7 protein-coding genes are annotated in these 13,926 nt (G+C 35.5%); 3 read left to right on the forward strand and 4 right to left on the reverse strand.

What is annotated here, in order from left to right; all coding sequences use genetic code 11:
• Positions 1 to 315: 315 nt before the first annotated feature.
• The 3 genes from ACXAHM_RS25320 to ACXAHM_RS25330 all read right to left on the reverse strand — a co-directional run bounded on the left by ACXAHM_RS25320 (position 316) and on the right by ACXAHM_RS25330 (position 9,921).
• Complete coding sequence (locus ACXAHM_RS25320; protein WP_474966736.1) at positions 316 to 1,710, reverse strand: sulfatase; 1,395 nt, start codon at positions 1,708 to 1,710, stop codon at positions 316 to 318.
• A 175-nt stretch (positions 1,711 to 1,885) separates the two neighbouring features.
• Entirely contained in the window at positions 1,886 to 5,956 is a 4,071-nt protein-coding gene (locus ACXAHM_RS25325) for a T9SS type A sorting domain-containing protein (protein WP_474966738.1), read from the reverse strand.
• Between the two features lie 245 nt (positions 5,957 to 6,201).
• Positions 6,202 to 9,921: an Ig-like domain-containing protein gene (locus tag ACXAHM_RS25330; protein WP_474966740.1), complete on the reverse strand. Its 3,720-nt coding sequence runs from the start codon at positions 9,919 to 9,921 to the stop codon at positions 6,202 to 6,204.
• Positions 9,922 to 10,736: 815 nt separating this feature from the next.
• Between ACXAHM_RS25330 and ACXAHM_RS25335 the strand changes: the two genes are divergently transcribed.
• Positions 10,737 to 11,318 carry a hypothetical protein gene (locus ACXAHM_RS25335; protein WP_474966742.1) on the forward strand — a complete coding sequence of 194 codons (582 nt, stop codon included), beginning with the start codon at positions 10,737 to 10,739 and terminating at the stop codon, positions 11,316 to 11,318.
• A gap of 2 nt (positions 11,319 to 11,320) precedes the next feature.
• Positions 11,321 to 12,343 (forward strand): alpha/beta fold hydrolase, encoded by a 1,023-nt coding sequence (locus ACXAHM_RS25340; RefSeq protein ID WP_474966744.1) that lies wholly within the window; start codon positions 11,321 to 11,323, stop codon positions 12,341 to 12,343.
• 436 nt (positions 12,344 to 12,779) lie between these two features.
• On the opposite strand, the gene ACXAHM_RS25345 is transcribed toward ACXAHM_RS25340, so the two are convergent.
• Complete coding sequence (locus ACXAHM_RS25345; RefSeq protein WP_474966746.1) at positions 12,780 to 12,992, reverse strand: hypothetical protein; 213 nt, start codon at positions 12,990 to 12,992, stop codon at positions 12,780 to 12,782.
• 279 nt (positions 12,993 to 13,271) lie between these two features.
• On the opposite strand from ACXAHM_RS25345, the gene ACXAHM_RS25350 reads away from it, so the two are divergent.
• A complete protein-coding gene (locus ACXAHM_RS25350) occupies positions 13,272 to 13,844 on the forward strand; it encodes a hypothetical protein (protein WP_474966748.1) in 573 nt (190 codons plus the stop codon).
• Positions 13,845 to 13,926 lie beyond the last annotated feature (82 nt).

Raw genomic sequence — 13,926 nt, forward strand, 5'->3', positions numbered from 1 at the left:
TAGGTTGGCTTAGTATTTTATATAGGGAAATCTACGTTTGTAGAGGCACGGTTTATCGTGTCTCCAAACCACAAGCAAATAATGAAAAGTGCATAATGCATAATGCAAAACGCCAATACCCGTATTCCCATGCATAAATTCATGGACTTGAGGTTGGCTATCCTTCCAAAAAAGCGCAGAATATAAATTGAAAGTATTCCCTTGTAGAGACGCTCTTTATAGCGTCTCACGCACCACAAAAAATGACCTCATCAACTTAGATATAGTCTAAAAGTCGATGAGGTCAATTCTTTTTCATTGAAAAACTCAGAGATTTTACAAACTAGGTTGTTCTAATTGATATTTTCTGTCGTAAAGATCTACCTGATTTCTTCTCCACTTGTTGCCTTCCATGTAAAGGATTTGAGGACGTGTAATGTCCCAATCACCCAATTGTTTTAGCATTTCAACCACTAGTTCGCGGTTTTCATCTGCGACATCATTTTGTTCAGAAGGGTCTTTATCAATATTGTAAAGCATTGGTAAACGATCTGGAAGACGAATTAATTTCCAATTTCCCTTTCTAATACCAGCACTGATTGTAAATCTCCACATCATAGTTTCATGTGGGTTTTCTTTGATTTCTTTTGTGATATAAGGATAAATGTTTACACCATCTAAGTTATCTTTTTCAGTAGTTTCTCCACCTGCAAGAGCAACAAAAGTTGGTGTTAAATCCATCGAAGTGATAGGAGCATCATATTTAGTCCCTTTTTTCAGATGTTTAGGATAAGAAATCACAAATGGAACACGGATACCACCTTCCAATAATATTCCTTTTTGACCATTTAGTGGGGCATTAATCGATGCATTATGATCTGTTGGACCTCCATTATCACTTAAAAATACGATTACTGTATTTTCATAAAGACCTTGTGCTTTTAATTCATCCACAATTCTACCCACATTGATGTCTAGTCGGTGAATCATAGCCGCATACGTTCTTCTTTTTCTTTCCTTGATATTTGAATATAATTTCAGATCTTCCTCTGTCGCTTGGAGTGGTGCATGAGGGGCATTAAATGAAGCAAACAAAAAGAAAGATTCGTCTTTATGTCTTTTGATAAAATCTACACATTCATCTCCTTTATCATCTGTAATGTAAGTGATAGGTTGAGGTTTTTTGTAGTTGGATTCGATGCTGTAAGGATACGACTCACCATTTGGTTTTGTAGGAAGGTAGTTGTGTCCTCCACCACGGTATCCCCAAAATTCATGGAAGCCACGTTTGGTAGGATGGAAGTGATCTGCTTCTCCAAGATGCCACTTTCCGACTAAGCCATTAACATAGCCAAGGTCAGCCAAACGGTCAGCAATGGTAACCTCTTCGACAGGTACACCTACATAGTTTTCATCAAACTGTGGAAGGTCGACAATTGGGTTGTTATCAAACCCAAAATTCACCTGATTTCTACCCGTAATTAGTCCAGCTCTTGAAGGACCGCATACCGGTGCAGAAACATAACCTTGTGTAAACTGAATACCACTTTTTGCTAATGCATCAATATGAGGTGTACGAATTTGTTTACTACCATTAAAACCTACGTCAGCATAGCCTAAGTCATCAGCAAGAATGATTACGAAATTAGGTTTTTGATTGCTCTTTTGAGCGAATACGTTGAGTGTTGTTCCCAATAAAATTGAGAAGACGATAAGAAGCTTGCTATTCATTTTATTTCAATATTTTTCTAGTGTAAAGGTCCTAAAAAATCACATTATAGCATGGGCTATTTTCTTCAAAAATGAACAGAAATCAGCGAAAATGAACATTTAATTGACGAATTTGTGCATTTAGATGAAAATGCCCCTCTCAATACAGAGCAAAGGGGCTTACTGATATAATCGATTATTTAATGATTAATTTTTTGATTGCTGTACCACCATTTTCATTCATAAGCTTAAGGCAATAACTTCCTTTCGTTAGTGTAGAAGTGCTAATTTTCTGTCCATCTACTATTGACGATGCTATGACTTTTTGCCCTAGGAAATTATAAACTTCAACGCTTACTATTTTTAAATTTTGTGGTACTTGAAGCCGTACATATTCTTTCGCTGGATTGGGATAAATCACCACTTTAGAGAGAGCTTCTTCGAGGCTCAAAATGGGATCCTCAGGCTCTGGATCTTCCGGTACTTCTGGCTCAATTGGATTGGTAGAAGATTCCACAATTTTTAGATCATATAACCATGTTTTACCCATTGCGTTTTTTCCTCTCCAAAATCCAATTTTCGCATCTTCTTCCTGTTCATTTGTCGTAAATTTTAATGTGTATGAAGTAGGAGAGAGCTCTTTAATGGCTTGGTTTAAGTAGTTCTTCTCATTGCTATCTTTAATATAAAAGTTGGCTTGTAAAGTAGAGTCCTCAAGCAAGGTCGAGAAGGTAACCTCATACGTTGTAGCCGGTACTAATTTGATCCATTGAGAAGCCCCACCTTTTTCAGAAATCATTAATGCATTGGAAGAGAAAATCTCTTTCGTATCATCCACTGAAACCTGACCATAAACCTCCCAACCCAATAGTTCTTTTGCAAAATCTACGTTACGAATAAATACAGTTTCTTCCATTTCCACTTCATCAAGAAAAGCCTGTGATTCTCCTTCATTTTTATATTCTATAATGACAGAATCCATAGAAGAAGTAGTCGTAAACAAGACTTGATGAGCAGCGTATGAATTGGTAGAAATGACCAAACTGTTCAATGGATTTCCATTCTCATCATTGATACTTAAAACGGGTGATGTTGTCGCGTTTTCCTCTATTCTACCAAAAGCAGATAAAGTATAAGAAGTATTTGGCATTACTTTTCTTTTTTGCATCAGTGAGCCGTTTCCATGAATTAATGCGGCAAATTGACCATAATGTGACAGATTAGTAGCACTAACATTTTCTGTGACTTCCCAATTGATAAGTTGATGTTCAAAATCACCGTTTAATCCCACTTCCTCTTCTTCTTGATCAGTAGCGGTCATCTTCAAAAAACGAACACTTCCTTTAGGAATATTGATCGCTACACTCCCCGAATTACTAGATAGAGTACCTAAAGATGAACCTGTGATCTGATCCGTTACCTCATATGTTTTTGTTAAAGCACTTCCTCCTTTAATAGTGAAATTTCCTTCTTTTGGTGTAATAAAGCTATTGTCCATGACCATCATATAAAAAGCATTATCCTCATCTTTTTGAATAGTTTGCCAAAATGTATTTCCTTCTATGTAAAAAGGAAGTGTTTCTCTGTGTTCTAATAAAGCATTGATGATATTCTCTTTACCTTGTTGCAAAGACATGTTTTCCCAGCTGTCTCCATCGGTTTGGAAAGCTTTGGAACACCATTCATTTTCTTCCACCGTACTTGCTTCACAATGTGGCACTAAGGCAACAAATCCACCCACAGAAGAAGGAATAAGATTGTCCCAGCGACGTTTTGCATTTGCGGTGTAAGCTGTTAAATCAATAGCAGGGACATCAGTATAGCCATCCCAACAAGCCAATTGATTGATCACATATTCTTGAGATGCAGGTGTATACAAGTCATGATCATGTTTCAAGTTTTGGTTTCTCATTCTATCTGAACGATTATATAAAGTAATCGCGACTGGAGACACCCCTTTTACCTCAGATGGGTTTTGAGCATGAGGATAAATACCTTTTTCAACTATTCTTAGAAAGTTCAATACACCTTTTTGATACGTTTGACTCCATTCTTGATCTTCACCAGTAACATCACCCCTGATATGAAGAGGGTTTTGCAGACTTGTGACTGATGTAATTCTAAAGACACGTGCACCTAATGCATATTGAGAAAGCATTTGTTTTAAGACTAGATGAGCATTCCTCATTCCTCCCCATTCTGCCACTCTGTTAGGGGCTATATTATCACCAATCACATTACAACCCCAATTTTTCACATCACCATTCAACCACAAACCAGCCCTTTCTTGAATACTTAAATCTTGCACACCAACATTTGAGTTTTCAACACCTGGAATTAAAATATCTTTGTACTTGGGAAAATACGCATTGCCTTGCTCTTGAGAAAAGGCACTCACAATTGCTCCTTTAGCACATAACATTACCATTGGTGGTTTTGTACCGAGCTCTTCTGCTTTGGCTAATATAGCGTCAAGGTGAGGAGTATATAAATCAAAATATTCAGGGGTTTTCAGTTCCTTTGTTCTTGCAGTCATATAACATTCCCCATTGAAAATAGAAGCCTCGTAGAGTTTGGCAAAAGAATCCGGTGTCATGTAAGGGTGATTTCCATGACCTATCGTTAAACTAAAATATACTCCTTTCTTTGCCAAAGCTTTACAAAAGGCAATCATTCCTTCTAATGTTATCTTGGGGTTTTCATCTTGAGTGGTTTCACCATAAATCGCTGAATTCATCGTCATTGCCAATCTCACATTTTTGTTTCCCCCGATTTTAGTATACCATTCTTGCATTAGATCATAAGAGTCCTGAGCCTTTTGTTCACAATTTGCGGCAGTCATATCCCAACCTAACCATCCACCAAAAGCTGAACTGACATACCAAATAGGTTCTCTATTGTCATCCTCTTCTGCTTTAAAAGCATTGATTCCATCTGTCAATTGATCAAGATTTGTATTTACTTCACCCAAGACACCTCTGCCATTGATTTTTCTAGCTTGTGTTTTCCATGCAGGATCCGTAATATCAACCACATAAAAATGATCATCACCCGTTATAGGTCCAGCTAGTACTACTTTGTCCGGTCCGCCATTTCTATCTTCCAATTTGGCAATTCCCATAAAATGATAATCAGAATGCGCCCAAGTATAGGTAGAAATAGACAATGACTTTTCATTTTTATTATATTCAGAAACAAATAAATCATCACCATATAAGGTAAATAACTCTGTTTCAGCATCTGCATCAAAATTACCTGGAAGACCATGCTGCATTAAATATTTTCCTGTATTGGTTAGTTTTTCTTTGTCTTTGTCCTTAAAACCTAAGTTGTCTTTTAAATATTGCTGTGCATAATTGTTGTACTTTGCCAGTGTCAATTTTTCTTCTTCCTGTATCATAGTAGAAAAAAGCATTGTACCTACACCATCTTCTGGATGATAGACGCCATAATGTGCAACAATCTCTTCGTCACCATCTTGATCCATATCATAGGCAAAAGGCAATTGCTTGTCAGTAAAACCAAGTCCGGGTGTTGTATTGTCTACAATTTCATTACTTTCACCCTTCCAATAATCCGGTCTTTGAAAAGTAGATAGATCCGTAATATCCATAAAGCAATTTCCTTCAAAACCTTTTCTATTAATAAAGGAAACAACTTCATCATCACCATCTCCATCAAAATCACCTGCTACTAAATGACGAATAACCCCTGCAAGTTTAGTCGTCTTATCTGTCTTAGGTCTTTTGGTTGATAGGACGTTAGCTTCTGTATCAAGAAAATAGATAAGACCATCCACACCTGATGTCATTAATATTTTCTTACCTTGATCATTTTGACCAACCGTTGCAGTATACAAAGCCCCTGTACTGATTTGTTTATCAATCAATAGTTGACCTGTTCCTGAAAATATTCTGATGCGACCATCTGTCCCAGGAAGTATGATTTCATCGCCACTATGAGCAGCAAGGAAATCTTCTGCGAAAATTCGGATACCCATACTCGGGAGGTCATTGTATTCCCATAAACGATTATCTGCTTCTGGAGAAGTAATTCGATCAGGTCTTTGGAAAGCAATTAATTTTCCTTCCACAGTAAGTGCCACGACATAGTCTTTTGCACCTACAGCATCAAAGTCTGCAGTGACTACGTGAATAAGATTATCTCCTTGTGTATTGTAGGGTTGGAAGCTCGATAAATCTACTTGTCCATAGGAATAAAAGGAGCTTAATAAAGTACAGTAAATTAGTAAAATAAATTTACGCATATAAAGTATTTGTTAGTTATAATATCATTCATTCATTTCTATCTATTCAAGGACGTCAATTTTGGAATATAGTATGGACACAGAATGAGCAAAGAGTAACAAAATTAAGGAGTTGAAAATTGATGACCACATTATTATTGAGTATGTTATTGTTTATTATATTGCTAGTGAGGTGTTTAAATAAACAAGGCAGCATATCCCGAGAGATACACTGCCTGTCTTAATCTAGCATAAAAAGTTCTTTATTATTTCACGATAAACTTGCTAGGAATTCGTAAACCATTGTTGTCTGTCACGATAATAAAGTAAGTCCCTTTAGAAAAATCACTCACTGAGACCTTTACTTTATTTTCAAATGAAGTTGTCAATACCGACTGTCCTACAATATCAAAAACCTGAAGAGATTTTACCCCTTCTGAATTTTTCATTTTAATATTGATTTGATCTGAAGATGGGTTTGGATAGACTAGTAGTTCTGCTAATTCATTTTGAAGGTCAAGGTTAGTCAATTTTCTTGATGAAGAAGCTGCTACTTCATAAAGCATTGCATTGTCCATATATGCATTACCCGTACCGCCTGAAGGTCTCCAGAAATATACAGTTACTTCCGTTTGATCATTATCTGTTTCAAAGAAAACTTCATGATAAGTGTAAGAAGTATTTGTAATATTTTGGAAAGCCATTCCGATTTTATTTTCATCATTGACACCCATCACAACTCTTTCACTAGTAGGGTTATCAACTTTGGCATAACCAGTGAAAACATAAGAAGTACTTGGTTCCACCGTCACTGTTTGATTACAAGAAGCCACACCGTCTAATACCATCGTTTTACCTTGATAAGCACTTGAAGTAGTTGTACTTACATTTTGCCATGTATTCCAATGGTTCAAGTCATCTTCAAAATCACCATTTTTGAAGGCTGCAATACTCGATGGACTTACAGTTACAGTTGTTGAAGCAGTGAAATTACCGTCTTCAGTTCTTACAGTGATATTGGCTGTACCAACACCTTCACCTGTAACCACACCATTAAATACTGTAGCGACGGCTGAGTTATCACTACTCCAAGTGACATTTTTATTGGTAGCATTGTTGGGTAATATGTCTTCCGCTAATGTAATCGTCTCACCCACAAGTAGTGTCCCAGATTGTGCAGAAAGATCAACTCCTGTAACAGCGACGGGAACAGTTGATTTCTTTATCACCTTCATATTATCCACAGTAGCTGTAGATCCATTGTTTGGAGGTAACCACGTAAATACTTTTACTGTCGAATTATTACCTGAATTAAATTCTACCTCATGATACTTGTAGACGCCTGTATAGATGTCTTTACGTCCAATAGCATCATTGTTTTCGTCATTAATACCGAGAACTACACGATCTGAAGTATTGCTTATTTTGATGTAAGCAGATAAAACATAGTCTGTGTTTTGTTCAACATTGATCCATTGATTGACAGAGCCTTTTGTTGTAATTGCCATGGCAATATCTCCTTCATACGAATCGGAAGTTTCCTGAGGATTATTCCATGAATTCCAAGGTGAAACGAGACCATCTTCAAAACTTCCATTGATCACAAGGTTGATTTCTTCAACAACTCCTACTGAAACTATAGCACTTGCTGAAAAATTCCCATCTACAGAAGTGGCTTTTATTGTTGTAACACCGTCTGCTAAAGCGGTAACCAAACCATTCGCATCTACAGTTGCCACTGTTTCATCGCTTGATGACCAAAAAATGTCTGTATTGTAAGCATTACTTGGAGAAACAGTTGCTGTCAATTGGACTGTTTCATCCATCATCAACGATTCTCCCGTAGAACTTAAAGAAATTCCTACAACCCGAATAGCATCATTTGGAAGTTGTAAACTAAAGCTATTATCCGCACCTATATTAGGAATTAAATTGTTTATATCGACTGGATTACCATAAAAATCTGTTGCCGTATGAAGGCTAAAGTTCTTAAAGATACCTTGTCCCGCCATTGGGAAAGAAGGTTCAGGAAAAGTTCTACCTGCATTGACAACAGGACTTCCTTCTTGCACTTTAAATCCATTTTCATCTGTAGCTGATTCGTTTAGAAATAAAGGATCTTGTCCCGTTATTTTATTATTGTCTAAATTCTTAAAAGCATTGGCTACATCACCATAGAACAGATTATTGTCAACGATCAACTCACTTCCATTTGCGATATCAATCATTACTTCTTCGGCACCCATTTGAGCACCTCCAGCCACTTTAAATACATTATTGTAGATATAAGTGTTTTTAGCAAAAATGGAGAAATCTGGTTTGTATCCTGCTTTATCTAAAAGGATAGTGTTGTTGTAAACATAGTTATTGTTGGAACGAACAGGTGTTTTATCTGTACCTACATAGCCTGAAACCCAAATTGTGTAACCATGATGATCTCTAAAACCGTCATTTTTACTGACATTGTAACGGAAAGTAGTGTTTTCACATTCTCCTAAAATCTCCACAAAACCACCTTCTGTATCTTCACTATAGTTGTATTGGAAGATAGAGTTGTTACAGTAGAAATCCACGTGACCTGAAGCATAAGTATCACCAAACCCTCTCGCTCTGTACTGTTTGTTGAATTGAACAACTACATTACGTGTATTCCAAATCCAGCATCCTTCACCACGACCGTACAAAAGGTCATTTTGATTGTTTTTCTCACCTTGACCCAAGTCGATAAAAGTATTTTTTTCAACAATGGCATTACAAACAGATGAAAGAACGACACCATCTCCACCTAATTTTTCAAAGTGATTATTTCGGATAATATAATTAAGATTTCTTTCTTCTTCATCAATAGGATTATTGACAATATTTGATAGATGACGAACACTAATAGCGGTTGACCCTAAATTATAAAAATAACAATCTTCAATCGTAACATCATCAATACCAATTTCTAAAGTAGGCGTCACCGTGATATCATCTTTGTCCGCATCAAAGAAAATACCTTTCGCATTATAATAGTCAAGGGTAAATTTTCCTTCCCAGTCAATCATGTCGATAGCATAAATGTCAGTGACCTTCAAATTTCTAAAGGTCAAGTTTTTAGATACGCCACCCCATTTGTTGGCGATCACCTTTATACCATAAGAAGTATTGGTTCCCCAAGTGAAATTTCCTTTGTTTTGACGGTCATTTTTGATCCAAAGATTGTTCATCAAGATATGACTAACATTGGTCATTTTAATGGTCTCAATATAATCGCCATCCGGTAGATTTCCAGAGCCTGAAAGGATAGGTAATTCACCATCTCCATAACTACCAATTTCGATGGGAGCATTTGCTGTTCCCGATGTAAAAATGTTGAATTGTCCTTCAAAAGTATCACCTCTACGGAACAACATTTTATCTCCAGGTTGAAGAATACCACCTTTGTTTGCACGTTCTGCAACGGCTGTCGCTTTGGCTAAAGTTTGGAAAGGAGCATTTAGACTACCATCATTAGCATCACTACCGTCGGCACTAAAATAGTAGATGTTGTAGTTTTCTTTTAAGATCAATTTGTCAATCAAAAAAGCTGAACTTTGTGAGGTAATCGTAATCGTGTTGGTTCCTGCATTCAAATCAACATCCAATAAAGTCGGATTTGAAGAGCCCTCGTAAGCCCAATTGGAAGGAGCTGACTGTTGACTTGTCGTCGCTTCATTATTGATCTTTAGATCAAAACTCACTGACGAATTACCATTAAAGGTATACAACTCTAGCTTGTAAGTGCCAGCCGATGGGACGTTTGTTATGGTGACTTGCATTTCTCCATTTGGATCGGCGCTGTTCAATCTCAAGAAAGAACCATCTGACGCATTTTCACTTGTCAGTACTTCAGTGTCTCCTGTGACACTAGCACTTTCCGCTTCCAATTCCTCATTGATTTCTGTGGCCATCAGAATAGGGGAAAGAAGCAATTGCAGAATAAAGAGTAAATAGAGCTTTTTCATAGCTTATGTGTGTTAATTAAGTAATAATTCTACAAGCGTTTTCATTTCAATTATTTGTACTGGACTTGTAGGTAAAAATTGTTCCCTGTAAAAAGGATTCATTTCAATGTATTCTTAATTTCGCTATTCTTTTATTGTAAAATGTACACAAAAAGCACTCTTTATTAGCATGAAATCTTTAAAAATGAATTAAGTTTTTTCGATAGAATGATGATGATTGATTTATCAGTTCTGTGTTAGTTTTTTAGTAAAAATAAATACCTTACTCAAAAATTGAATAAGGTATGTTCAAAATTACTTTTTAATGATATGAAATTAATCTTCAATTTTTTGATTGCTTGTAGTTTAGCTAGTCTTACTAAATATATCGTGTACTTTTTTATGAATTAACTATTACAATATTACTGGTTTTGAAAATAGAAAATTGATAGAAATCTTTCAAATACTAGCATATTTGATGTATTAGAGGTGTATTTTGTTCTATTAAGGGGTGAAAATGTCAAACAATCCTAATAATTAGTACTTGGGTGAACAATGGCGGTAAAGCACGAGATATGGAGTTGTAGCATGAAATTAGGTTAGATTTATTTCTTGAAAATTCATACATAATAATTACCTTGCTTAGTCTTCCAACTATTCTTTAGCAAACTAATTTTTTAAGTAGAGTTGGAGGTGTTTTTTTACTATTGGATATACGCCATGGTGTTTATTTGATGTTAGCAAGCATTTCAACGAAATAGCAAGATTTTTAACCTCACAAATTTTGCAGAAATAAAATATTTGAGTAATTTTCTCTAGACTTTAATTATCAAGAAATGAGAAACTTAGCTTTATTTTTTATTTTTATTTTTATCGCAATGTCCAATTATTCTTTTGGACAATCAGAAACAAGTAACTTTAGCTTTGGTGCAGGTTATTATGGTGAACGAATTACCCACCCCGGATTTTATTTGCAATCAGAGTATTTAGGAGTAAAAAAGGAAAGTAAATTTAGTCTCCCTATCAGAGCTGGATTTGGTTATTATTTTTATAAAAGAAGGGAACAAGCAATTTTTATAGAAGTAGCTCCCTCTATCAGGTATAACATGAAAAATGGACTATCCATAGGATTGGGTGGAGGTGTTGGTATTATGATGTCATGGTATCATTCAGACTTAGGGGTTTATTCGGTAGACCAAAACAATAATGTGACCAAAGAATCGAATTACGCAGGAGTTGACTTCATGCCATCAATAAATCTAGATGTTTGTTATAATATACTTACATCAAATAAATTCAAACACTACGTTTGGTTAAGACCAAGTGCATTTTTACAGTTACCTGAAAATGATGGTTATATATTCCATTATAGTTTAGCAATAGGTTACTCTATTCAATTTTTAAAATCAGAAAAATAATTATGAAAAGGTTGCTTTACATAATCCCTCTATTAACGTTTCTTTTTTCATGTGAAAAATCAGAACATTGGAATACTGCTGGAGAGACATTATTCTTAAAATCAGATGGTGCAGTTTTACCCATATGGGTCACTGGAAATGTCAGTTCTGGTGTATTTATTATTTGTAACCATGGTGGCCCTGGTTATGGTTCATCTGCATATACATTTCATGAGTCTGCATCATTCAAAAACTTAGAAGAAAAATACGCTTTAGTATATTACGACCAAAGATTTTCAGGTAATAGTATGGGAGACCCTATTACTGGTACAATCACAATACAGCACCATATCACTGACCTTGACAGAGTAATCACATTGATTGAAGATAAATACTCTCCCAAATCTAAATTTATTTATGGTCATAGCTGGGGAGGTGGTTTAACACTCGCATATTTAGGATGGGAAGGGTTTAATAAAAATATTAATGGATTTATTGATTCTGATGGTGCCCTGCAAGATAAATGGGAAATGGAACTTAAAAGAGATTGGCAAGTTCCGGCAGCAAAAATCAAGCTTGTTGAAACAGGTGATGAAAAATGGCAAGAAGTAATTGATTGGTGGGATGCTAACCCTTATCCAGATGAGGGAGATGATCCTCCATATGAATTTATTGGTTGGTTTGAGAAATGGTTATATGATCCAGAACTAGCAGCTTCTCTTAACCCTTATTCATCAGTAGAAAAACATTTCTTTTCTCCATTTCAACTACTCTCTTGGACAGATAGTTATGATTACACAAACTTTGCTGCAGGATACGACCATATGGAAGAAGCTACAAAGATTACTCAACCTGCCTTATTAATTTGGGGGGAAGAAGACGGGGCAGTTCCTTTTCAAGTTGCAGATTCGTTGTATCAGTTGCTTCAAACACCAGAAGCAGATAAATACAATATTCAATATGAAGAATGTTGTCATACACCACATTATGAAAAACCTGATGAATTTTATTCTGATGTAGTAGATTTTATAGAAAAGTATAAATAACGCTTGCTAATAATTAGGGCTTAGTTTGGTTTGCAAAGCCAAAAATTAAGCCCTAGTTGAACAATGGCGGTGTAGCCATGAAATGCAAACTTGTAGGAGAAAATTAGGATGGACTTTTCGATTACTCGGAAGGTCTTTTTTGTGGATACTGTTTTATCTTTTCTCCGTTTTATTGTCGAAAATTGAATTATTAGGAGAAACCCCCTCTCTTTTTTGCTAAAAATAGCTCATTTTAGAAAGTCTAGGGTGTAACCTTCCAGGCTTATTTCATAAGCAAAAAAATGAAGAAAGAAGCATTTAATTTAGAGTATCTACCACATCACTTTTTGGTTTTGGAGGTGCACGCTGATGAGTAATTCTAGGTATAATCGCCATCGTTCTTTTACCACAGCCTGGATATTTTTTTGGATCATAACCTAGTTCTTCTATTGAGATTTTAATCCATTCCCATTCGATGATGTTTGGCTAATGGAAGTTTCAATTTATTTTTCTTTGAGGAGAAGGAGATAATCATTAATTTGATCATCGGAAAGTTCAAGAATGCCTTATTAAAGTACAATGAGATGCTAGCGATGGTTCTCAAGTAGTTATTAAAGTTAGAAGTAGATTTTCCACTCAATATCATGTTTTGATATATTTGATCAAACATATTTTTAAAATCAGGAACAACACGTTTCGTTTTTTCGACTATCGTCTCTTTTTTTTATCTGAAATAGCTTAAAAATTTACAATTAAATTAAGATGTAAATATAAGAATAGGAGGTCTTTAGCTAGCGGAGCTTTTGTTCAACAATGGCTATAAGTAATTGCTTGTTCTCGCCTACTTCTGAAAATCCGCGAGGATTTTCAGTTTGGTGCGTACTTGCAAAGTTAAGTACTAAACCACGCAACTACTCATAGCCGAGACCGTTACCTGCAATAGATTGAAATGGAGCTAAAAGATTTGGGATATACTGAAAAATGGCTAAAGTATGGATTGCTAACAGAGGAAATCCTAACTAATCAGCTTAAAGAATTCGATAATGAAGAAGATCAATACCCTGAACATTATCGTTTCAGAACATTTCAGAATTGGTTAAAACAAAAGGATTCAATAACTGATTTAGAGGTTGAAAACTTCATTGAGTTAACAATTGAAGATCCTGATGAAGCAATGGCAGGTTCTGTACTCAGAGAATTGTTTACTCGTCCTCAAATCACAGATTACCAATTTGAATTAATTAAGAGTGCACTATCTAAGTTTGGGAATTGGGCAACTAAATTGATTCAACGAGAAGAGCTCAAGAAAAAAATCAGTAATGAAGGATTGAAAAATGACGTTCTCAAAAAGTGTATTGATTACACAAAAGAATACAATGAGAATGTTTTACTTCAAGTCATAATAGATAAGGCTAATTCTCCTGAAATTATAGAAGAAATCATAAGTACAGATCTCAGTAAAAAGATAAGGAACTTGGCTCTAGAGAAATTAAGGAAATTAAAAAAAGCAGGTAATAATTAGGGCTTAGTTTGGTTTGCAAAGCCAAAAATTAAGCCCTAGTTGAACAATGGCGGTGTAGCCATGAAATGCAAACTTGTATGGA

The sequence above is a fragment of the Flammeovirga sp. AWQ4_249 genome (assembly GCF_056161045.1).